The 21,666-nt window shown below is 71.8% G+C and carries 17 protein-coding genes; 8 read left to right on the top strand and 9 right to left on the bottom strand.

Annotated elements, in window-relative coordinates:
- Nucleotides 1-113 precede the first annotated feature (113 nt).
- Complete coding sequence (locus ACZ7MF_RS15750) at nucleotides 114-1,298, top strand: serine hydrolase domain-containing protein (protein WP_471477368.1); 1,185 nt, start codon at nucleotides 114-116, stop codon at nucleotides 1,296-1,298.
- On the opposite strand, the gene ACZ7MF_RS15745 is transcribed toward ACZ7MF_RS15750, so the two are convergent.
- A complete protein-coding gene (locus ACZ7MF_RS15745; RefSeq protein WP_471477367.1) occupies nucleotides 1,288-2,085 on the bottom strand; it encodes an SAM-dependent methyltransferase in 798 nt (265 codons plus the stop codon). The genes ACZ7MF_RS15750 and ACZ7MF_RS15745 overlap by 11 nt on opposite strands.
- Nucleotides 2,086-2,294: 209 nt before the next feature.
- Here ACZ7MF_RS15745 and ACZ7MF_RS15740 point away from each other — a divergent pair, with 209 nt between their 5' ends.
- Together ACZ7MF_RS15740 and ACZ7MF_RS15735 are read left to right on the top strand one after the other, a co-directional pair.
- Nucleotides 2,295-2,756: a hypothetical protein gene (locus tag ACZ7MF_RS15740; RefSeq protein ID WP_471477366.1), complete on the top strand. Its 462-nt coding sequence runs from the start codon at nucleotides 2,295-2,297 to the stop codon at nucleotides 2,754-2,756.
- Nucleotides 2,757-2,777: 21 nt separating this feature from the next.
- Entirely contained in the window at nucleotides 2,778-3,539 is a 762-nt protein-coding gene (locus ACZ7MF_RS15735; protein ID WP_471477365.1) for a hypothetical protein, read from the top strand.
- Between the two features lie 17 nt (nucleotides 3,540-3,556).
- On the opposite strand, the gene ACZ7MF_RS15730 is transcribed toward ACZ7MF_RS15735, so the two are convergent.
- Complete coding sequence (locus ACZ7MF_RS15730; protein WP_471477364.1) at nucleotides 3,557-4,720, bottom strand: cytochrome P450 family protein; 1,164 nt, start codon at nucleotides 4,718-4,720, stop codon at nucleotides 3,557-3,559.
- Nucleotides 4,721-4,783: 63 nt separating this feature from the next.
- Entirely contained in the window at nucleotides 4,784-7,924 is a 3,141-nt protein-coding gene (locus tag ACZ7MF_RS15725) for a tetratricopeptide repeat protein (protein WP_471477363.1), read from the bottom strand.
- A 95-nt stretch (nucleotides 7,925-8,019) separates the two neighbouring features.
- Between ACZ7MF_RS15725 and ACZ7MF_RS15720 the strand changes: the two genes are divergently transcribed.
- Entirely contained in the window at nucleotides 8,020-8,925 is a 906-nt protein-coding gene (locus ACZ7MF_RS15720) for a hypothetical protein (RefSeq protein WP_471477362.1), read from the top strand.
- A 4-nt stretch (nucleotides 8,926-8,929) separates the two neighbouring features.
- On the opposite strand, the gene ACZ7MF_RS15715 is transcribed toward ACZ7MF_RS15720, so the two are convergent.
- The 3 genes from ACZ7MF_RS15715 to ACZ7MF_RS15705 form a co-directional block, all read right to left on the bottom strand.
- The gene (locus ACZ7MF_RS15715; protein ID WP_471477361.1) at nucleotides 8,930-10,249 is read right to left on the bottom strand and encodes a hypothetical protein; all 1,320 of its coding nucleotides are present in this window, start codon (nucleotides 10,247-10,249) and stop codon (nucleotides 8,930-8,932) included.
- A 166-nt stretch (nucleotides 10,250-10,415) separates the two neighbouring features.
- Entirely contained in the window at nucleotides 10,416-13,295 is a 2,880-nt protein-coding gene (locus ACZ7MF_RS15710) for a toll/interleukin-1 receptor domain-containing protein (protein WP_471477360.1), read from the bottom strand.
- 453 nt (nucleotides 13,296-13,748) lie between these two features.
- Complete coding sequence (locus ACZ7MF_RS15705; RefSeq protein WP_471477359.1) at nucleotides 13,749-14,051, bottom strand: hypothetical protein; 303 nt, start codon at nucleotides 14,049-14,051, stop codon at nucleotides 13,749-13,751.
- A 109-nt stretch (nucleotides 14,052-14,160) separates the two neighbouring features.
- Between ACZ7MF_RS15705 and ACZ7MF_RS15700 the strand changes: the two genes are divergently transcribed.
- A complete protein-coding gene (locus tag ACZ7MF_RS15700) occupies nucleotides 14,161-15,072 on the top strand; it encodes a LysR family transcriptional regulator (protein ID WP_471477358.1) in 912 nt (303 codons plus the stop codon).
- A 33-nt stretch (nucleotides 15,073-15,105) separates the two neighbouring features.
- Here ACZ7MF_RS15700 and ACZ7MF_RS15695 read toward each other — a convergent pair whose 3' ends face one another.
- On the bottom strand, nucleotides 15,106-15,903 hold the full coding sequence (locus ACZ7MF_RS15695; protein WP_471477357.1) for a DeoR/GlpR family DNA-binding transcription regulator: 798 nt from the start codon (nucleotides 15,901-15,903) through the stop codon (nucleotides 15,106-15,108).
- Nucleotides 15,904-16,121: 218 nt separating this feature from the next.
- Here ACZ7MF_RS15695 and ACZ7MF_RS15690 point away from each other — a divergent pair, with 218 nt between their 5' ends.
- Nucleotides 16,122-16,715, top strand: coding sequence for a TetR/AcrR family transcriptional regulator (locus tag ACZ7MF_RS15690; protein ID WP_471477356.1), 594 nt, complete (start codon nucleotides 16,122-16,124; stop codon nucleotides 16,713-16,715).
- 15 nt (nucleotides 16,716-16,730) lie between these two features.
- Here ACZ7MF_RS15690 and ACZ7MF_RS15685 read toward each other — a convergent pair whose 3' ends face one another.
- Nucleotides 16,731-17,753, bottom strand: coding sequence for an SMP-30/gluconolactonase/LRE family protein (locus ACZ7MF_RS15685; RefSeq protein WP_471477355.1), 1,023 nt, complete (start codon nucleotides 17,751-17,753; stop codon nucleotides 16,731-16,733).
- 171 nt (nucleotides 17,754-17,924) lie between these two features.
- Here ACZ7MF_RS15685 and ACZ7MF_RS15680 point away from each other — a divergent pair, with 171 nt between their 5' ends.
- A complete protein-coding gene (locus ACZ7MF_RS15680; protein ID WP_471477354.1) occupies nucleotides 17,925-19,736 on the top strand; it encodes a flavin-containing monooxygenase in 1,812 nt (603 codons plus the stop codon).
- On the opposite strand, the gene ACZ7MF_RS15675 is transcribed toward ACZ7MF_RS15680, so the two are convergent.
- Nucleotides 19,733-20,614, bottom strand: coding sequence for an oxidoreductase (locus tag ACZ7MF_RS15675; RefSeq protein ID WP_471477353.1), 882 nt, complete (start codon nucleotides 20,612-20,614; stop codon nucleotides 19,733-19,735). The two genes, ACZ7MF_RS15680 and ACZ7MF_RS15675, sit on opposite strands and share 4 nt — an antisense overlap.
- Before the next feature lie 93 nt (nucleotides 20,615-20,707).
- Between ACZ7MF_RS15675 and ACZ7MF_RS15670 the strand changes: the two genes are divergently transcribed.
- A complete protein-coding gene (locus ACZ7MF_RS15670) occupies nucleotides 20,708-21,571 on the top strand; it encodes a LysR family transcriptional regulator (RefSeq protein WP_471477352.1) in 864 nt (287 codons plus the stop codon).
- Nucleotides 21,572-21,666 lie beyond the last annotated feature (95 nt).

Genomic DNA, 21,666 nt, shown 5'->3' with positions numbered 1-21,666 from the left:
CACACCCGGACGGCCGCCCCCTGCCGCCCCTCGCCGCCCCCTTCCTCTGTTTCCGAACAGTGTGTACGGTATCGATCTCGTGATGAGCTGATTCCGAACGAGCGGAGCGACACGTGACCGGCACGGACTCACTGGCCGACCTCGTCTGGGCACGAGGATTCACGGACTCGGCCTGGGCGCGACGACACACGACGGCAGGCCGGGAGATCATGCCCAGTCGTCGCGTCTGGCGGGGCCGGGGAGGCCCCGGTGACCTGCCGGCGTCGCCGCCGGGCGCCCTCGACGACCTCGGCCTCACCGGCTCGCACGGACGTACCCTCACCCTCGCGGAACTGCTCGCCGAGGCCGAGACCGACGCCCTGCTCGTCCTGCACCGGGGCAGGCTCGTCCACGAGGAGTACCGGCACGGCTACGAGGGCCACGTCCCGCACTTCAACGCCTCCGCCGCCAAGGCCTACCTCGGTCTCCTGGCCGCGACCCTCGCCCACGAAGGACACCTCGACCGGAGCGCGCGGGTCGCCCGGTACGTGCCCGAACTCTCCGGCACCGCCTTCGGCGAAGCCCAGGTCGACCACCTGATGCACATGGGCACGCGGATGAGCTACGCCGGCCGCCCGTACGACAAGGCCCTGGAGGCGCAGCGCTACTTCGCCGTGCTCGCTCCGCGACTGCGTCCCTACGGCTACTCGGGGCCCGCGACCATCCGCGAGCATCTCGCCACCGCCAGGGCCACGGGCGAGCCCGGCACGGAGTTCCGCTACGAGAACGGCAACGTCGAGGCGCTCGCCGAGGTCCTGCGGCGGATCACCGGACTCAGCACCTCGGCACTGATGTCCGAGATGATCTGGTCCCGGATCGGGGCGGAGGAGGACGCCTACTACCTCCTCGACGCGGACGGCGCCGAGGCGGCCTGCGGCGGCTTCAGCGCCACCGCGCGCGACGTGGCCCGCCTGGGCGAACTCGTCCGCCGCGGCGGGGCCGTCGGCGACCGCCAGATCGTGCCGGAAGCGGTGACCGCCCTGGCCGGGAGTGTCCCCGACGGCTACCCGCGGCGCGTTCGCTTCCCCGCGGCGCCGCCCGGCTCGCCGGCCACCCTCTCGTACCACGACCTGTGGTGGATCCTGAACGACCCCTACGGATCCTTCATGGCCAGCGGCATCCACGGGCAGCGCCTGTTCGTCTCACCCGCTCTGGACCTGGTCGTCGTCCACTACGCCTCCGAGGTGGTCTCCCCGGCGGTCCCTCGGGTCCCCCTCGTGCAGGCGTTCCTCTCGATCGGCAGGCGCCTCAACGCGTGAGGCGGGCCACGGCCCCGTAGATGCCGACCCCGGCCGCTTGCGCCGTCGGCGGTGTGTCCGGCCGCCACAGCGGGACCGGAACCAGGCCGGGCCCGACCAGGTCGAAGCCGTCGAAGAACCGCTCGATCTCGGCGTGGGAGCGCAGGTTGAGAGGGGCGGCGGCCCTGTCGTAGACGGCTTGCGCCGTCCTGCGGTCGGCGAAGTCGCCCGTGGCGTGCGAGAGCACCAGGAAGCTGCCGGCCGGCAGTGCCTCGCGCAGGGTGGCGACGACCCGCTCGGGCTCCTGCGCCCGCGTGAGGAAGTGGAGGACCGAGACGAGTAGCAGCGCCACCGGCTCGTCGAAGTCGATGACGCCGCGGACGCCGGGGTGGTCGAGGACGTCCCGCGGGTCGCGGAGGTCGGCGCGTGCGACGCCGATCGCGTCGGAACTGCGGAGTAGGGCGTCCGCGTGCGCCGTCACGATCGGGTCGTTGTCGACGTACGCGACGCGCACGTCCGGGGCCGTCCCGAGGGCGATCTCGTGCACGTTGGGTGAATGGGGCAGCCCGGTGCCGATGTCGAGGATCTGCCGGAGGCCGCAACCGACGACGTGACGGACCGCGCGCTCCAGGAAGGCGCGGTTGGCCCGGGCGCCGATGCGTTCCTCGGGGGCGGCGGCGACGAGTTCGTCACCGGCCTCCTGGTCCACCTTGTAGTTGTCCTTGCCGCCGAGCAGGTAGTCGTAGATCCTCGCGGAGTGCGGCCTGCCCGTGCCGATCTCCGGGGCACGTAAGCCGTGCTGCCTCAAGTGGCGCTCCTCTCAGCACGGAAGCCGGCCGATCATGCGATCCTGCCCTTGCGTCCGACGGTGTGTCAACTAAAGTACACAGAAGCAGGATCGGTGATGGCGGAAGAGACCTCTACGTGGGTGTGAGCGGTGACGAGGGAGGGCCCCTGAGGGGCGCCGCGGTGCCGGGCCCGCGACCGAACTCCCTTGCGCGGAAGCTGAAGTCGCTCATGGCCGGCCGAAAGGACGCCAGGGGCAGGGCGTATGTCTCCCGCACCCTGTCACAGGCCGTCGACGAGCTGCCCGATCCGCCCACATCGACGTCGTTCGCACTCATCGCGAAACTCGCCAACGGTCAGCAGGACAACCCGACCATCAAGACCGTCCTCGCCCTGTGCCAGGCTCTCGGCGACGTGCCGCCGGCCTACCTGCTGCCGCATCCCGGCTACGACGACCTCGAGGCGCTCGAAGCCTTCGAGGACCCGCTGGCCCGCCGTGTGCTCGCCCTGCTGAGCGACCTGCCGCAGAGCGAGGTGCGCGATGTCGTCGCGTATCTGGAGGGACGGCGGGAAGACCTCGGCCTGCCGTCCGTTCCGGACCGCCCGGGCGTGGAGAAGCCGACCAAGACCCGACGACGACGGACTGGAACCGAAGCCGCCCAATACGCGGCCGATGCACTGGAAGGTCTCTGAGATGCGCTGGAAGGTCTCCCCTTGGACGGCATAATCTTCGGCTCCTGCACCGCGGCAGGGGTGATCGCCACCGTGCTCTGCACCCGGAGAGCCCTGCACAACCCGCGCGTGTTCACGTGGTTGATCGCCGTGGCGTTCGGCGTGTGCACGGTGGGGGTCTTCTTCGCGGTACCCGCGGTCGCCCGGGTGGCCGAGGAGGTCACCGGCCTGGACAACGCGGGCAAGCTGGTGGCGCACATCTGCGCCATCCTCTGGTGCGCGTCGCTCCAGATCACCATGGTGGACCTGGCCTACCGGCCGGAGTACCTGCGAACCGCCATGTACCAGCGGCTGTTCGCCGCCGCCGTCGAGCTGGCCGTCATGATCCCGCTCTTCGTCGCGACGAACGGCGACGACGTCGAGTTCACCACGGCGTACGTCGACCACCCGTCCGTGGCGGCCTACCTGCTCATCTACCTCTCCTACGTCCTGGTCACCTGCGGCGAGCTCGCCTTCATGTGCGGCCGGACCGCCCGGCGCAGCCGGACCGCCCGCCCCTGGACCGGCGTCGGTTTCGCCCTGTGTTCCGTCGCGGCCGTCCTGGGTGTCGGGTACACGATGTCCAAGGGGTCGTACATCGTCTTCCACACACTCGACCACCCGTGGTCCCTCGACGTCGAGGAGGCGTTGAGCCCGGCACTGAGCGGGCTCGCCGTCCTGTTCCTCTTCGCCGGCCTGACCATGCCGATGATCGGCGGAATGCGCCGGCGGCTGCGGCAACGCGGGGAAGGCGCGATGGGCTGAGCCGGACGCCGAGTCCGTCAGTAGCTGACCGGCAGGGCCGTCAGGCTGCGAGAGCGCATCGAGGGCCGCCACCGGGGCTCGCCGTCGGCAGGCCGAAGACCGGGGAGGCGCACAAGCAGAGTCCCAAGGGCGATCTCCGCCTCCGCCCTGGCCAGTGCGGCCCCCAGGCAGTAGTGGATGCCGAGTCCCAGGGCGAGATGCCCGGTCGGTTCCCGCCCCAGGTCGAGCCGGTCCGGGTGGTCGAAGCGCTCCGGATCACGGTTCGCGGCGGCCAGGGACAGCAGGACCGTCTGTCCGGCCGGCACCGTGACCCCACCGAGCACCACGTCCTCGGTGGTGAAGCGCCTGATGGCGAGGAGCGCGGGCCCTTCGAACCGCGCGAGCTCCTCGACGGCGTCCGGCAGCCGAGTGGGCTCCTCGCGCAGCAGCGCCATCTCCTCGGGGTGCTGCAGCAGGCTGTGCAGGCCGTTGCCGATCAGATGCACGGTGTTCTCGAAGCCCGCGACGAGGACGAGGAAGGCAAGCGACATCAGCTCGTCCTCGCTCAGCGCGTCCCCCGCCTCCCGCACGCGGATCAGGTCGGAGAGCAGATCGTCCGCCGGCCGTCGGCGCTTGTCCGCCAGGAGCCCGGTGAAGAAGCCGAGCATCGCGGTGACGGCGTCCCGGGTCGCCGCCGGACGGGCGGGGTCGGGAGCGACGAGTGCGTGTGTCCAGCCGCGGAAATCGACGCGGTGCTCGTCCGGTACACCGAGCAGGTCGCAGATGACGGTGATCGACAGGGGAGCGGCGTAGGACGCGATCAGATCGGTGCGACCGTGCTCGCCCAGCGCGTCGAGGAGTTGGTCCGCCGTCTTCTGGATGGGCCCGCGCAACTGCTGGATCCTGCCCGGCGTGAAGGCACGACCGACCAGACGGCGGATACGGGTGTGGTCGGGCGGGTCCATGTTGAGGAGGTTGGCATCGAGCGCGGGCGGCAGGGCGAAGCCTGTGTATCCGTCCGTGGAGTGCCGCTTGTCCAGCGAGAGCCGGGGATCAGACAGCGCCTGGCGCACGTCGTCGTAGCGCGTGACCAACCAGGCCGTGGTCCCGTCCGGGCCGGCGACCGGATGCACGGGTGACGTACCGCGCAGGTGCCGGTACGCCCGGTGGGGGTCCTTGATCAGGTCGTCCACAGCGTCCATGCGACCCACCCTAGAGCCTTCCATCACGCCAACTTCTCGACCCTGCGCACAGGTTGCCACCGGTCAGCCGCCCAGCAGCCCCTCCAGTTCCTCCCGCGCCCCGCGCGTGTCCCGGTGCTCCTCGCCCAGCACCCGCGCACGGTCGGCGACGACCCCACGGAGCAGGGCCACCGCCCGCTCCGCCTCCCCGAGCCGAGCCAGGGTCCGCGCCCGGCCGAACCTCGTCGTGATGACCTCCGGATGCTCCGGGTCGGCATAGCGCGCCAGCCGCTGCTCCAGCAGGACGTCCAGCTCGGTGAGCGCCGTGAGCGGGTCGCCGAGTTCGGCCTTCAGCATGGCGATGTTGTAGCGGGTGATCATGACGGCCGGGTGGGTGTCGCCCAGAACCTCCCGCTGGTCCCGGAGGACCTCCTCGTGCAGCGGCAGCGCGCCGGAGGCGTCGCCCGTCTCCCACACGAACCGGGCGGTGTTCAGCCGGACCAGGAAGGTGTTCGGGTGGTACGCGCCGCGGACCCGGGTGACGAGCGGCAGCAGCTCGCCGTAGCCGTCGAGTGCCTCCTGGAGGCGCCCCGACTCGCCCAGGAACTTGCAGATGTTCATCCGGCTGAACACCACCTGCTCGTGCTCCTCGCCGAACGCCTCGATCCGGTCCCTCAACAGCTCGGCGTGCAGCTCCAGGGCCTGTTCGTATCGGCCCAGCATGCCGTGCCAGTATGCGATGTAGTGCCGCTCCTCCAGCACGGCCACGTCCGCCGGGCCCAGCGCGCGTTCCAGGTCGGGCAACAGCCCCTCGTGCAGCCGCAGCGCCTCCTGCCGGGCGCCGCCGCGACCCGTCCAGTACGCGATGTGGTGCCGGGTGTCCAGGGTGCGCGGATCGTCGGGGCCCAGGAGGCGCTCCTGGTCGGCGAGCACCTCCCGGTGGAGTGCCACGGCCTCGGCGAAGTCACCTGTCTCTCCGGTCGCGTACGCGATGCGCGCGCGGGTCTCGAGCGCCTCGGGAGCGTCCGCGCCCAGCACCCGCAGCTGGTCCGGCAACAGCTCCCGGTACACCTCGCGGGCCCGCCCGTACGCGCCGGACTTGCTCGTCCAGTACGCCGTACGCGCCCGCGCGCTCAGGGCCACCGGCGCGTCCGCGCCGAGGCGCCCCACGAGGCGCTCGGCCCAGCCCGCCCAGCGGGCCCGGTTCACCGTCGCCTCCGGTGCGGCGCGCAGCTCCAGGGCGGCCAGGAGCCGCCCGTACAGCGCCGCGGCGGCGTTCTCGTCGGGCGCGGCGACAGCGGCCTGCCACACATGCTCGGCCTCGGCCTGCTCGGCGTAGCGGTGCAGCGGGTCGTCGGGCGTGTGCTGTTCCATGGGAGCCATGATCTCCAGGGTGTCGCACAGTGCGCGATGCCCCTCCACCAGGTCATGCTCCTCGGCCACGTACTCGACGAGGGACGGGTGGTACACGCCGAGCAGTTCGGTGCCCGACGGGTCGGGCGAGCGGACCATGAGGCCGTCGAGGAGACGCAGCGCCACGCCGAGCGCCTCGTCGTCGGCCGGGCCGCCCAGTTTCCCGGCCGCCCGGACGAGCAGCGGCCGGGGGAGGATCATGCCGGGGCCGGAGGCGGCCACGACGATCAGGACCGGGTCGAGCCGGCCGGAGGCGCCCTGGGCGGCGGCGTGGTTGCGCAGCGGGGCCAGCGCCTGGTCGTAGGCGTCCGCCAGTCCCTCACCGGCCTCGGACGCCTCGGACGGACCGAAATCGGCCAGGACCCTCGTGAGCTGCCAGTTCCCGTCCCGTCGGGCCAGGATCACCTGCTGGGCGTCCTCCGGTACCCGCCGGGCCCGAAGATAGGCGCGCAGGTTCCGGCCGTCGGGCACCGGGACCGGCAGCCGCTGCCAGTGGTCGGGCAGCGCCACCCACTCCTGGACGGTGGCGACCACACCGAACCACTCCGGCGCGGCGTCCCGCAGCGCCCCGAGCTCCGTGAACAGCGCGGCGCGACTCGTCGGGTCCTTCACCTGGTCGAGGCCGTCCACGACCACCCGCACCGGCTCGCGCGCCTCCATCAGACCGAGCGGTCCCGCCACCTCCGCGACCGTGCTCGGCAGCAGCGCCCGCCGAGCCTGGGGGATCCGTGCCCGGTATGCCGTACGCGCGGTGTCGAAACCCGGCAGATACCTGCGCAGCTGCCGGACCGTCTGCTGGACGGCCGTCCCGGACGTCCACGCGGCGTCGCCGAGCCGCACGACCGCACACACCGTCGCGGCGGTCTCCGCCTCGTCCTCGGGCAGCAGCTCGGGGCGGGCGAGAGCGGTGGCGATCGTCGTCTTGCCCGTGCCCATGGCGCCGACCACGGCCACGAGCCGGTTCAGGCGGACGAGCCGGGCGATGCGGGCCAGCTCCGCGGGCGGCTGGAAGTGCCGCAGGGCGGGCACCAGGACCTGCTGGTCGGGAGAACCGGCCAGCACGCTCAGCTTGTGGTCGTGCGCCACGTTGCGGGCGATCCACGCCTCCGACGGCGCCTGGTGGGAGCCGGTGCCCCCGTTGAACGAGACCGCCTGCGGAATCTGACGCCGGACCAGCGTCTGCACCCGCAGGCGCACCGCCCTCGTCTCCAGGAACGGTTCGAGCCGGATGTCCCCGTGGCGGACGAGCCGGGCGAGGACCCGAGAGAACTGCAGGTCGTAGGAGACACGGTCGTTGGAGGAGGTCAGTACCTCGATCGTGCGGCCGGTCTGCATGGCGGACCCGACCCAGCCCTCGACCGCGGCGAGGAGGACGTGGCCGGAGAAGCACCCGTCGACCACGAGGGTCAACTCCGGCACGCCCCCGTACCGCTTCGTCATCCGGCCGACCTCGGCGGGCAGGTCGAAGGCCGTCTCCGGGCCTGGCGCGGCCGGTGTGGAGCTGAGGGGGAAGAGGAAACGGCCACCCTCGGGGCGAAACCCGTGGCCGAGGAACCCGAGCAGCAAGGAGGCACGCGCCGCCTGCGCCGCCTGGAACGCCTCCTCCACCGCGTCGGTCACTTCCGACACCGTCCGCGGGTTCAGCAACAGGCCGTCACCATGCGCGGGTAAGTACGAACCGCGCCTCGGATCCGTCAAGAGCGCCGTCAATTCATGCGCCCGAACCTCCAGTTGGTCCAGCCGGTCCTCGTCCTTCTTCTCGCGGACGTCCCAGTGGGACGCGATCACCAGCGTGCGGCGCTCGGCTGTCATGCGTGCATTATGGCTGTGCCCGGGCACCGGGAACCGCTGCCCGGGCCTACGCGTTGGGGTGGCGAACGACGAGAGCGCCGGCGAAGGGGAGACGTATGGCCGAGCTGGTCATGGTGCACGGAATCGGACCCGAGGGCGAGACCGAGCAGCAGCTGCGGGAGGACTGGACACGGACCCTCGCACGGACGCTGCGGGCCAACGGCCACGGCCGGGCGGCCGACCGCCTCGACGACGGGGCGCTGACGGTCGCCATGGCCTACTACCGCCACCTGTACCGGGACTACGTGCCCCACGACGACTTCGACGTGCCGCTGCCCCCTCCGATCGCGGTCACCGGCGAGGGGGTCGCCCGGGACATCATCGACAACATCCGCCGGCATGCCTCCGATCCGGGAGACAGCGACGAGGCCGCCGACGCCCTGGAGGAGCTGAGCGTCGAGGTCGGACCCGAGCAGGGGCCGTTGGAGCCACTGCGCATGTTCATCTCGATGATGGGGCGGCTCGGCCCGATCGCCCGCTCCGGATTCGCCGCGCTCACCAGTACCGGCGCCTTCCACCTCGGGCAGGTGGCCGCCTACCTGGACGACGAGCGAGTACGGGAAGGCGCGATCGAGGCCACGCTGGCCCGGGTGACCCCCGACACCAAGGCCGTCCTGGCCCACTCGCTCGGCACCGTCGTCGCCTACGAGGCGCTGCACCGGCTCGACCAGCCGCTGCCGCTGCTCGTCACCTTCGGTTCGCCGCTCGGGCTGCGCTCGATCATCCGCGGGCGGCTGCGACCGCAGCCACTGCGCTCCCCGGCCCACCTCAAGCGCTGGGTGAACGTCGCCGACCGCGACGACTTCATCGTCGCCACGCTGAGGCTGCGCAAGCTCTTCCCCGAGGACGACGCGGTGCTCGAACGCACCCGGCGGGTCAGCAACCGCGACTTCGACCCGCACGCGGCGACGGAGTACCTCAGCCGCTGGGACACGGTGGAGCCGCTCGCCGAGCTGCTCTGAGCCGTCACCGTCCGGGGCGCCGGGACCGTCCGCGCCGGGAACGCCGCGAACGCCGGGTGCGTCGCCCGGACGTGCCATCGTCCGGGGCGGGCAGGCGCAGCGATATCCGGCGGCGGGCGAACAGGCCGACGCCGATCAGCAGCAGGAAGGGCAGCCAGGCGATCGCGTACGCGACACCGTAATGGTGGAGGTCCAGGATCGACCTGCTCGGGTCCACGTCGCTGCTGTTGACGCCGAAGTACGCGAGGAGCAGCGCGGGCGGGAGCGCGATGAGCGAGCCGACGGCGATCACCGCTGCCAGCACCCGGTCCCGGTCCTCGGCGTACTGCTGGGAAGCCGTCTCGAGGCCGACGCGGCGCGTCGCGAGGACGGCGTTCACGCGCTCGACGATGCGGGAGGTGTTGGCCAGCGCGTCCGCCAGTGACGAGACGTCGCGCAGTGACGCATGGAAGCTCTCGACCAGCAGCTCCGGTATGAGGATCGTGTCGGCGTACACCTCGACGCTGAAGCTCAGGTCGAGCTGGAGATCGTTGAGCCGGTGCGAGAGCTGCGCGACCAGGGCACGGGCGTCGTCCGTCGTCTCGACTGCCGCTGCCCGGTCCAGCTCCAGCGCCTCGAACGCCTGGCGTCGGATGCGGTGCACGGCCGCGACCGCGGTGAGGATGCCCGCGGCGGCCAGCCCGAACGCGTTCTCCACCGGCGGTGCGTAGCCGACGATCAACGACACGCCTCTGCCGTGCGCGACCATGGTCTGACCCGCGTTGTTCAGCGTCGCGGGCCGCCGGATGCCCAGTGTGGCGCCGGTGCCGCTGTCCAGCGTGCCGCGCAGCACTATGGTCACCACGTCCTGGCCGACCGCGTCGCCGGGCACGTGCTCGGCCAACAGCCCTGGTGCGAGGGCCGCTCCGGGAAAGACGCTCTGGTGGACGTTCCGGCCGAACTCGAGCGGTGGCTGGTCCGCGGGCCGGTCCGTGCTGCCGTACGCCCGTAAGCGCTCGTCGAGCCACGCGGTCAGCGGCACGCCGCCGACACGGGTGGCCGAGCGGTCCTGCCAGGTGGCGTAGAGGGTTTCGGCGATCGCGTCCGAGTCGCCCGCGTCGTCCGGGAAATCGACGTCCACGAAGAGCAGCGGGTCCTGGCGAGGGGTGACAGCCAGGGTGAGGTCCGCACCGTCGACCCGGGCCGCGTTGGGCGGCAGCGTGATCTCCGAGACGTGCTCGTGCAGCACCAGCCGGGGCAGCAGCAGTCCGGCGGCTTCGACGTGGGCGGTGAACCGGCCGAGGCCGAACGCCTCGGACAGTGGACGGAGCCTGTCGTCGGGCACGTGCACCTGTGGCGTGAGGTTGTACATCAACAGCAGGCGGGTACGAACCCTGACCCCCGCGTCGGACCGTGGCACAAGGCCTCCCTACGGCTGACACCCGTGTGGGGCAGCAGCCTAGGGGGTCCCGGATCACTTGGGTGCAGCTTCGCGGAAGGGGCGTCGTCCCTCAGCGGCAGGGTTCTTCCACGTCCAGGTCCTTCAGGTAACGGTCCCGTTCCCGGGTCGGCAGGGGCTGGCTCACCAGGCCGCAGAGCAGGTCGTGCCACGCCTCCACACCGACCGTGCGGCGGACGACCCTGTGGTCGGGGCCGAGCGTGAGGATGTCGTCGGCGGGGCCGGGGACGACCTGCATGCCCTCGTTGGGCTGCGCGGAGCCGGCTGGGGGGTCCGTGGTCCAGAGGTCGAGCTGATCGCCGCTGGCGGCGTCCAGGACGCGCACACCCCGGGTGCTCTCGGCCATGAAGCCCTGGAACAGCAGACGGCCGTCCCGGCTGAACGCCACGTCATCGGATTCCTTCGGCAGGTAGCCGGTGGCGCGCACGCGCTCGCCGGAGCCGAGCCGTACGACATACACATGGCCCTCCATGTCGGAGAACGCCGCCTGCTTTCCCTCGTGGTCGACGCCCATGCCCACGGGACGGGCCTCGGCCGGCAAAGTGGTGCGGGCCGCATGCGCGAAGGCGTGGTCGCCGTCCCAGCGCCAGGTGTCGACACCGTCGTCGCTCAGGAGAACCAGGGTCCTGCGGTCCCCGCTCAGCGCGAGGCGGCCGGAGTCCTCCGTCACCGTGCTGCGGGTGCAGGTCCGGGTGTCGAGCAGTTCCACGGCGCCGTTCCAGTCGCCGACCACGTACCGGTCGCCCGGGAGGAAGAACACCCCGGGGCGACGGATCAGCGCGAAGGAGGATTCACCGATGTCCGTGCCGCAGTCCGTGCGCCTGCCGGTGCGCAGGTCCCAGATCTCGAACCGCCCTTCGTCATCAAGGCCTTCCACGCTCTGCATGCCGACATACCGCTTGTCCCCGCTGAGCGCGTAGGCCGTGTCCTCCAGGTTCACCGACAGGTTGGCGTACGGAATCGCGCCGAGCCTGCGGCCCGTGCCCGGATCCCAGAACTCGGTGCGCCCCTCGGTCCGGCGCACCGCCATCCGTCCGTCCGAGGTCAGATCCCCGGAAGTGAACTCCTCCTGGTCCAAGGCGACTTGCCGCCCTCGTCGGACACCGGTGGTGAAGAGGTTGAGCTCTCCGCCGTAGGAGGCGACGACCACCTGGGTGCCGTCGGCCGACACGGCGATGGTGCTGGCCGGCCGGGCAAGTCGGCCCAGTGTCGTACCGGGCCGCAGCGCGGCGTCGTGGAGCCGGACCGTGCCGTCCTGCCCGCCCACCAGGAAGGTCCCCTTGTCGTCGGCGACCGTCATGTCCTCGTACGGTCCCAAGGACCGGACGGCGATGCGGCGGCGCCGGTCCAGGTCCCACACCTCGGCACGCTTCGACGTCCGGGTCAGGGCCTTGCGCGCCCCGTCGAACAGCAGAACCTCGCTGTGCTTCAGGGCCTCCGCCGTGCCGCCCGGTATTCCGGGCAGGGACCGGGCCGCATCCCAGCGCGCCGAGTCCGTCCGAAACTCCCGGACCTCCCGACGGCCCCGGTCGACCAGGGTCAGCCGGGAGCCGTCCGCGGAGAAGCCGAGCCCCACCCGGGCGTCGCTCACCGGAACCCGGGTGATCTCGCGCCCGTCGGAGGCGCGCCACACGACCGCGAACGCCTCACCCTCCGGGGTGTAGTGCGAGGCCGCCACCCACCGTCCGTCGGGCGAAAGGGCGAGGGCAAGGAGCCCGTGACCGACCTCGGCGAGGTTCTCCGTGTGCCCGGTGGCCATCGTGCGCAGGAGCCTGCCGGTCCGGGTGTCCCACAGCTGGACCCGGTTGAGGTAGACCTCCATGGCCAGGACCCGGCCGTCGCGACTCAGCGCCCTGGGCGTGCCATCGGCGCGTACCACGCCCGACTGCCGGGCGGAACGCACGTCGTAGAGGCGTACGACCCAGTCCTCGTCGAACACCGAGCGGTACGCGGCGGTCGTGCCGTCCGCGCTGAGGACGACGTCCGTACGGGCCGGGCGGGAGGCACCCTCCAGGTCCGTGACGGAGTCGGCGTCCGCCCGCAGCCGGCGCCTGGCGTACGGGGCGGCGGCCACGGCCTGGGCCAGGGCGCGTCGGGACTCCGGGGTGGACCTGGTCTCCTCGGCGTACAGGGCGTACTGCGCGGCCTGGTTGGGGCTGGTCCCGAGCAGTTGCCCGGAGCGGGCGGCGAGCGCCTGCGAAGCGGAGGTGCGGGCCTGGGACAGGGCCTCTTCGCGCTGTCTGCCGGCGTCGAAGAAGCCGTAGACCGCAAGGACGAGCAGCGCCACGAGCAGGGCGACGCCCGACCAGCTCAGCCGTTTGACGAACCGGAGCTGCCGGAAGTCGTCGTGCTCCAGCTCTTCCTTGGGACGCCCGTGCAACGGCGACGCCAGGGTGGCGACCGCGACACGGAACGGTGGGTAGCGCATGGAGTGGTGGGACCGTTCCCCGATCTCCCGGAGGTCCACCCAGAGCGGTGCGGCCGTGAAGTGGCCCGCCAGATTCCGCGGCAGGCACGTGGTCTTCTGCCAGTCGAAGTCGCAGGCCCTGTCGTCCCACGCGATCTCACCGCTCGCGACGGCGATGAGCAGGTGCTCCGTGTCGCGCTCGCGCAGCCAGTAGTCGACTTCCCTGGCCACCCAGGGCGAGGCGGCGGCCTCTGGGGAGGCGAGCAGGATGAGATAGCGGGAGCGTGCCAGTTCGCGCTGGATCGACTGCCACAGGTCGTGGTTGGCCGGCAGGCTGGTGACATCACGGAACACGCTCATCCGCATGGGCCGGAAGCGCGAGACGGCCAGCCGCTCCAAGCCGCGCTGGAGCTGTTTCGCGAGCGGCGCGTTCTTGCTCTGGCTGTACGAGATGAAGGCGTCGCGCTGCTTCGCACCCACCGGCGCCACTGCTCGCGCCCCGGCCTCTTCCACGGCATCACCCACGGCGTCCCCCGAGCCCCCTCCACATGCTCCTGATATCCCCGGTGTGCGGCATCAACTCCTCTGCTTATCATGCCCGTTGCGGCCCCAAGGGCTCACCCGCACCGCCAACGCCCGGACGGAGGCCCTGCTCAGCGCCCGCGGCTACGAGGTCGCTCAGGACGGCGACGGCGCGGACGGGTTCCTGGCCGGTGGCGTCGCCGGCCGCGCTCCGTGCCGCGCCGCACCGGCGCCGTGCCGTGCGCGCGTGGGCCGTGGTCCTGCTCGTGCCGGTCATCGCTGTTCATGGTCATGACCGCCCCCGGAACGCCGGCCACCCCGCCCACCGCCCACCTCTCGGGGAACGACGAGCAGGCCAGGCAGACCGTCACCGGTCCCCGATGCGACCTGGGCCGGCCTTCGCCGTATCCCTCGCCCACTGACCCGGGCGCCGGCGAAGGCCGGGGGCGGGTCGGCTCAGTCCAGCGGCTCGTGGTTGACCCAGATCGCCTTGTAGGGATGGCGGCCCTGCCAGCGCTTGATGAGGTCGACGGCCCCGGGCAGGGTGAAGGCCGCGTTGAGGGCGTCGAGGTCGGCCAGACGCAGCCGCACGACGGCGCTGGCGACGGCCACCGGGGCGTGGTCGTCGCCCGGGACGCGGATGTGACGCCGGGCGGCGACGGACTCGACCAGACCGGATCCGCTCACGAGGTCCTTGAATTCCTTGAGGTACTGGTCCAGCTCACTCGCGGGAATCGGACTGTCGAACGCTACGATCATCGTGTGGTGAATCATGCCCCCAGCGAACAGGCATTTTTCCCGCCCGTCCAAGATCTGTCCGTTCTCGTCCCATGCCTCACGGGAATGGATCGTGGAGTAGCCTTTCGGCATGGCCGAGCTGGAGACCCGCGAGCTGGAGTACTTCGTCGCCGTGGCCGAGGAACTGCACTTCGGCCGTGCCGCGGCCGGCCTGGCGATCGCGCAGCCGGCCCTGTCCAAAGCGATCCGGCGCCTGGAGTCCAGGCTCGGGGTGAGGCTGCTGGAGCGCTCCAGCAGACACGTCGCCCTCACCACCGCCGGTGAAACGCTCCTGCACCACGGCCGGCACGCACTCAACGCTGTCGGCGCGGCCGCCGAGAAGACCCGTCGGGCCGGTGACCGGCAGGCCCACCTGCGCCTGGTGATCAAACCCGGCGGTGACGGAAACCTGCTGTCCGGCATCCTGGCCGGCTACGCCGGCCGGCCCGACGCCCGCCAGGTGGACATCCTCTTCGGCGGAGCCACCGACCGCGCCGACTACGTCCGCGACGGCCGCGCCGATGTCGCCCTGTTGTACGCGCCGTTCGACGACATGACCGGCCTGGACCACGAAACCCTCGCAGTCGAAGGACGCGTCGCGATCCTGCCGCCGGGCCACCGGCTCGCCGCTCGCCCGGAGGTCACTCTCGCCGACCTCGCCCAGGAAAGACTGCCCCGCTGGAAAGGTGTGCGCTGGACCGGAGCGCCCGAGGCCAGGCCAGGTCCCGAGGTCACGGACACGGCCGAGGTCCTGCAGATGATCAGGCTGGGGCGTACCGTCGCGGTCCTTCCCCGCTCACTGGCCCGGCCCCCGCACCCCGACCTCGTCTACCGTCCCGTGACCGACGCCCCCGACAGCGAACTCGTCCTCGCGTGGGCGCAGGACGACCGCCGCCGGCTGGTTGCCTCCTTCGTCGCCGCCGCCGTGGATGCTGCGGGTCAGTCGTCGCCCGATGCCGACGGGCTCCCCGTGCTCCCGGTCGTGGCGGAGCGCAGGGGGTGAACCCGCCAGGGAACAACGGACAGGCCAACCCGCTCACGGCGTCGGTCGGGGCTCCTCCAGAGGATCGGCCGGCACCACCGCGATACCGCGGGCGGTGAACGGCGCCACGTCGGCGTCCGTCGCCGATGCGTCGGTGACCAGGGTCCAGCCGGGCGGGAGCGTGGCCCACGCGTGGAAGGGCGCACGGCCCAGCTTCGCCGCGTGGGCCAGGACGTACGTGCGCGCGGCGCGGCGGGCCATCAGCTCCTTGAGCCGGGTCTGACGCAGATCCGCCTCGCAGATCCCACCCTCCGCCGTGACACCGTCCGCGGACAGGAAGACCCGGTCGAACGTCATCCGTTCCAGCGCCGCCTCCGTCAGCGGGCCCACGAAGGCCTGGCTGAGCGGGCGCAGCGTCCCGCCGAGGCACTCCACGTGCACGGTTTCGACGTCCGCCAGTTCCTGCAGCGCCGTCAGACCGGTGGTGGCGACCGTCAGGTCCTTGGCGGTGCGCAGCTCGTGCGCCAGTGCCCCGACCGTCGACCCGGCGTCCAGCAGCACCGTCTCGCCCGGCTGGACCTGGGCCGCCGCCCACCGGGCGATGGCCCGCTTGTGCGCGTAGGCCTCCGTGGTGCGCCGGCGCAGGGACGACTCGGGATGCGCGTTCAGTGCCATGGCCCCGCCGTAGGTGCGGGCGAGCCGGCCGTCGGCGGTGAGCCGGGCGAGGTCACGGCGGATGGTGGAAGCGGTCACGCCGAAGTGCCGTGACAGTTCCCCGACACCGGCCAGGCCGGTGGTGGTGGCGAGTCGCAGGATCTCCTCGCGCCGAGCCTGGGATCCGTTGGGCGGCATCAAACGTCCTTCGCGGTACGTGAGTCGGCGGGCGGTGGACATCTCGGCAGCCTGCCGCAGCGCCTCGATCATGCTACCGGCCTCGGCCTTGCCCGTACCGGCGTTGTCGAGGGCCGTGCCGTGGTCACGGACCAGCGGGTTGCCGACGGCGCCGCGGACGCCGTGGTCCCGGCCCGGGCGAGCCTCGTTCCGCCGGTCCGGCCGGGTACTCTCACGGGGTGACGCAGCACCGTGTTCCCGAGGAGCGGCGGCCCGCGAACGAGGGGCGGAAGGCCGCTGCCCGGAACCGGGCGGCTCTGGTCGACGCCGCACGGGCGATCTACTCGGAGCACGGCCTGGACGCTCCGCTCTCGGCGATCGCACGTCGCGCCGGCGTCGGACAGGGGGTTCTGTACCGGCACTTTCCCGACCGGGAGGCCGTGGCGACCGCGGTGCTGGAGGAGAACGTGCGGCAGGTGGAGCGGACGGCCGCGGCGCAGGACACGGACCTGCCACGTGTGCTCGGTGTCCTGACCTGGCACCTGACGGAGTCGGCGGCGTTCATCAGCGTTCTGCACGCCGCCGGGGCGAGCAGTCCCTCCAGTGTCCCTGCCTACGCGCACGACCTGTCCGAGCGGGTCGAGCGTGCCCTGCGGGCACATCTGCCGGACGTCCACCGGCTGGCCGCGGCGGACGACGACCTCATGATCGCCGTAGCCATGGTCTCCGGTGCCGTCACCGGCCCCGCCCGCGAGCAGCGGGAGCGCCGGGCACGGGCGGCATGGCGGCTCCTCGGCGTCGAGGTGGGACCGGTGCGCCCCTTCGCGGAGTGAGCGAAGCGGAGGTGGTCAGCCGCCGTTGGACTGGCGGACGCCCTTGCCCAGCGCGTCGAAGCCGTAGAGGTAGCCTCCGCCGGGCCCGCTCACGGTCATGTAGGCCCTGGTTCCGCCGGGCGTGATGGCGACGTTGGTCGCCGACTCGAGCCCTCGGGCGGCGCGGGCCGGAACCTCCACGGTGGCCAAGCGCTCACCGTACTTGTCGTAGACCGCCATCGCGGGGCGGCCGTGCAGGCCCTGGTACAGGTTGCCGTCCGCGTCCACCGCGATCGAGTCGGTCTGGGCGACCCCGCCGTCGACCCGGATGGCGGTGTGCCGCGAAGCCACCCCGCCGTTGCCGTCCAGGAGGAGGTAGGACAGGCGGTTCCGGGTCAGCTCGCTGAACCACAGCCCGCGGTAGTCCGCGTCGAAGGAGATGCCGTTCGGCGCCGCCAGGCCGCCCGCCAGGACGGTGGCCTCCTTTCCTCCGCGGTCGATCCGCACCACGCGGCCCTTCGCCTCGCCCTCGGACATGCCGCGTGAGTCGCTGAGGTACAGGTTTCCCTCCCGGTCGAAGGCGAGGTCGTCGGGGTTCATCCGCGCTCCGTCGACCTCGCCGGAGAAGAAGGTCCGCGGATCGCTGCCGTCCGGGGCCAGGCTCACGATGTCCCCGTGGGAGAAGTCGGTCAGGTAGATCCGTCCGTCGTACGGGCTGAACTGGGCCGAGGTGTAGGTGCCGCGAGCGTCCGTGTGGACGGGCTCCGACGTCCTCTTCCGGACATTCGCGCGCAGCACCTTCGGCTCGTCGGCCGGTGCGGTGACGTCGACGACGAGCAGTTCGCCGTCCTCGTCGAAGACCGGGCCCTCCAGCAGGGTCGTCCCGGTCCGGGCATGCACCTGCGTCAAGCGCATGACCTGTTGCGCGCGGATGGTCCGGTCACCCCCGACGGTGCCCGGGTCCCGCGGCGCACCGCCGGTCTGCGTGCCGCACCCCGCAAGGGCCAGCGCGCCGATCGTGGCGACCGCGGCGAGGGGACGGATCGGGAGCCGTCGCATGTGCATCACTCTTCCTGTCCGAAAGTATGCGGAAGCAACCTGGAGCCAACCGGACAACATTGTCCGGTACTTGTTACCGTAGTCCATGGCTGCTCAAGTCCCGTTGTTTCCCAGCCGATTCACGGTCGAGTGGCTTCCTGGCGGCGAAGCGGAAGGAACAAGGCCCCCCACATGGCACATTCACAGGAGCTGACACCCGAGGCGCTCGCCGGACTCAGGGAGCGTTACCGACGCGAGCGGGAGCGACGCGTACGCCCCGACGGCACCCGGCAGTACCTCGGTGCGGACGCCGAGTTCGGCTACTACGCCGCCGACCCTTACGCGGGGGAGGCGGCCGGGCGCGAGCCGGTGCGGGACCGGGTGGATGTCGCGGTCGTCGGCGGCGGATTCGGCGGCGTCCTCGCGGGGGCGCGGCTGCGTCAGCAGGGGGTCGCGCGCGTCCGCGTCATCGAGAAGGGCGGCGACCTCGGGGGCACCTGGTACTGGAACCGTTACCCCGGCATCCACTGCGACGTCGAGGCACACGTGTACCTGCCGATGCTCGACGAGACCGGCTACGTGCCGGAATGGAAATACGCCCCCGGCGAGGAGATCCGCCGGCACGCGATGCGCATCGCGGAGAAGTTCGGCCTCTACGCGGACGCCCTGTTCTCGACCGCGGTCACCTCGCTCTCCTGGGACGACACGACCGGCGAGTGGATCGTCGAGACCGACCGGCACGACGAGTTCCGGGCGACCTACGTCATCACGGCCACCGGAACCCTGTCGGAGCTGAAGCTGCCGGGCATCCCCGGCATCGAGCGGTTCAAGGGGCACACCTTCCACACCTCGCGCTGGGACTACGCGTACACCGGAGGCAGTCCGGAGGGTGGTCTGACCGGCCTCGCGGACAAGCGTGTGGGCGTGGTGGGCACCGGCGCCACCGGCATCCAGGTCGTCCCGAAACTGGCCGAGGACGCCGCGCATCTCCACGTCTTCCAGCGGACTCCGTCCTCCGTGGACGTGCGCGCCAACCGCCGCACCACCGCTCGGGACGTCGGCGCCGACCGTCCCGGATGGGCGAGCGAGCGCCGCGACAACTTCCTGCGCATCGTCTCGGGCGAGGCCGTGGAGGAAGACCTCGTCGCGGACCGGTGGACCGCGACGGCCGGTCTCCTGGAGAAGCTGCTGCCCAGCTTCCGCCGGACGGGCGACCGGGCGGCGTTCGAAGCAGCCTACGAGGTCGCGGACGCCGCCAAGATGAACGACATCCGCGCCCGCGTCGACGACGTCGTCACCGACCCGCACACGGCGGAGCGGCTCAAGCCCTGGTACCGGTACGCGTGCAAGCGCCCGACCTTCTCCGACCTGTACCTCCAGGCGTTCAACCGGGACAACGTCACCCTCGTCGACACGGCGGACACCCACGGCATCGAGCGAATGAACGAGCGCGGTGTCGTGGTCGGGGACACCGAGTACCCCCTGGACTGCCTCGTCTTCGCCACCGGCTTCTCCGTCGGGGTCTCCGGCATCCACTCGGGCCGACTCCCCGTGCGGGGCCGCGGCGGCGTCCGGCTGCGGGACGCGTGGGCCGCGCGTGGCCCACGCACACTGCACGGATTCACCAGCAACGGCTTCCCCAACCTGATCCAGTTGGGCGGGGTGCAGAGCGCCGGCAGCGTCAACTACACACACGTACTGGACGAGCACGCCGTCCACGGCGCGGCACTCGTCGCGGCCGCCGAGGCGAAGGGCGCCCTCATCGAACCGTCCCGCGAAGCCGAGGACGCCTGGATCGCCACCCTGGCCGAGCACGCCCCCGACCAGGCATGGTTCCACGCCGAATGCACCCCCGGCTACTACAACGCCGAGGGGCGCGGCAGGCCGAACGGCCCCACCGCCTACCCCCATGGCGCCGCCGCCTTCCACCAGCTCCTGCAGCGGTGGCGCGAGGAGTCCATGGGCGAGCTCCTGGCCCCCAGGACGCGTGTGCGGGCGTGCTAGCCGATTCTGTCCAACTCGGCGAATTCCTCGGCGGAGAGCGGGAGCCCCGCGCCGGCCGCGTTCTCGCGCAGGTGCGCCACCGACGAGGTGCCGGGAATGAGCAGGATGTTCGGCGACCGCCGCAGCAGCCAGGCCAGGGCGACGGACATCGGCGTCGCGTCCAGCCGGGCGGCCACGGCGGAAAGGGCCGTGGACTGCAGCGGGGTGAAGCCGCCGAGCGGGAAGAAGGGCACGTAGGCGATGCCCTTGTCGGCGAGTTCGTCGATCAGCTCGTCGTCCTGACGGCAGGCGAGGTTGTACATGTTCTGGACGCACACGATCGGCGCGATCGCCTGTGCCTCGGCGACCTGTTCCGCGGTCGCGTTACTCACTCCGAGGTGCCGGATCAGGCCCTGCTCCTGGAGTTCGACGAGGGTTTCGAAGGGCTCGGCGAGCGAGCCGGGCCGGGGGCCCTGAGCGTCGCCGAGCCGGAGGTTGACCACGTCGAGCACATCGAGACCGAGGTCGTCGAGGTTCTCGCGGACGGCGTGGCGCAGATCCTCGGGCCGACGGGCAGGGGGCCAGCCGCCCTGCTGGTCGCGGACCGCGCCGACCTTGGTCACGATGTGCACCGACGTGGGCCAGGAGTGCAGCGCTTCACGGATCAGCTGGTTGGTGACGCGTGGTCCGTACGCGCCGGCGGTGTCGACGTGGGTGATCCCGAGGGCGGCGGCCTCGCGCAGGACGGCGAGCGCGCCGTCGTGGTCGGCGGGCGGGCCCATGACCCCGGGGCCGGCGAGCTGCATGGCGCCGTAGCCGAAGCGGGTGACGGTCAGATCGCCCAGGGTCCAGGTGCCGCCGGGCAGTGGCGCGGAGGGAGTGTTCACGGTTTCGCTCATGCCGTCGATGCTCGCTCGCGGACCGGCTGCGCATCCAATACCGATGCGGTGCCCTGTCATACCCGGTAGGTATCACCGAGGTACGCTGTGGCCATGGAGGCCCTGGAGACCCGCGAGCTGAGGTACTTCGTGGCCGTCGCGGAGGAACTGCACTTCGGGCGTGCCGCCGAGCGCCTCGGCATGGCCCAGCCACCGCTGTCCCGGGCGATCCAGCAGCTCGAACGGCGCCTTGGCGTACGTCTGCTGAAACGCAACCGCCGCGGCGTCGCCCTGACCGGCGCCGGAGAAATGCTGCTGCACGAGGGCCGCGCGGCGCTCGACGCGACCACCGCTGCCGCTCGCCGCACCCGTCGCGCCGGTGGCGCGGACAGTCCGGGCGGCCCCCGCAACCGCCTGGTGCTGGCGGTCAAGGCCGGTGCGTCCCACGAGCTGCTGCACAAGCTCCTCGACGCCTACGCGACCGAGCCCGACGCCGCCGAGATCGAAGTGCTGCCGAGCGGCACATGTGAGCAGGAAGGGATGCTGCGCGACGGTCGCGCCGATGCGGCGCTCATGCACGCGCCGTTCAACTCCCTGGCCGGCTTCGACAGCGAGGAACTGATGACCGAGGGGCAGATCGCCGTGCTGCCCGCCGGTCACCCCCTCGCCGCGCAGCGGACCTTGACACTGGCCGACGTCAGCGACATCCCCGGTCTTCCGCTCGCCCGCTGGTCCCGCCACGGCACGTACCCGCCCGGTCCGGGCCCGGAGATTCACGACCAGACGCAGCTGGCCCAGCTGATCGCCCTCGGACGCACCGTGGCCGTCTACCCCGACTCGGCCCGCGCCTGGCTGTGGGCCGAGCACGCCGCCGTCCCCCTGACCGATGCGCCCCCCGTCGTCACCCACATCGCCTGGCCCGCGCACAGCAGTTCCCCCGCCCTCGCCGGGCTCGTCCGCACGGCCACACGGCTGTGACCGCCCGGCGCGGACGACTGTGACCGCCCGCGCCGGGAGCCCGTCGGCCGCATCCCGGACCGTCAGACTCCGATCAGGTCGAACGTCCCCGAACC

The organism is Streptomyces sp. NPDC111628 (assembly GCF_055635195.1).
Note: the sequence above shows the minus strand (reverse complement) of the source record. Positions and strands in the feature narration are given on the sequence as shown.

Bases quoted from the DNA above. Each gene is read 5' to 3' on its own strand.
- ACZ7MF_RS15700 (WP_471477358.1), top strand. From the start codon at position 14,161: ATGGCCGAGCTGGAGACCCGCGAGCTGGAGTACTTCGTCGCCGTGGCC.
- ACZ7MF_RS15730 (WP_471477364.1), bottom strand. From the start codon at position 4,720: ATGGACGCTGTGGACGACCTGATCAAGGACCCCCACCGGGCGTACCGG.
- ACZ7MF_RS15720 (WP_471477362.1), top strand. From the start codon at position 8,020: ATGGCCGAGCTGGTCATGGTGCACGGAATCGGACCCGAGGGCGAGACC.
- ACZ7MF_RS15675 (WP_471477353.1), bottom strand. From the start codon at position 20,614: ATGAGCGAAACCGTGAACACTCCCTCCGCGCCACTGCCCGGCGGCACC.
- ACZ7MF_RS15725 (WP_471477363.1), bottom strand. From the start codon at position 7,924: ATGACAGCCGAGCGCCGCACGCTGGTGATCGCGTCCCACTGGGACGTC.
- ACZ7MF_RS15680 (WP_471477354.1), top strand. From the start codon at position 17,925: ATGGCACATTCACAGGAGCTGACACCCGAGGCGCTCGCCGGACTCAGG.
- ACZ7MF_RS15670 (WP_471477352.1), top strand. From the start codon at position 20,708: ATGGAGGCCCTGGAGACCCGCGAGCTGAGGTACTTCGTGGCCGTCGCG.
- ACZ7MF_RS15685 (WP_471477355.1), bottom strand. From the start codon at position 17,753: ATGCGACGGCTCCCGATCCGTCCCCTCGCCGCGGTCGCCACGATCGGC.
- ACZ7MF_RS15705 (WP_471477359.1), bottom strand. From the start codon at position 14,051: ATGATCGTAGCGTTCGACAGTCCGATTCCCGCGAGTGAGCTGGACCAG.
- ACZ7MF_RS15740 (WP_471477366.1), top strand. From the start codon at position 2,295: ATGGCCGGCCGAAAGGACGCCAGGGGCAGGGCGTATGTCTCCCGCACC.
- ACZ7MF_RS15695 (WP_471477357.1), bottom strand. From the start codon at position 15,903: ATGCCGCCCAACGGATCCCAGGCTCGGCGCGAGGAGATCCTGCGACTC.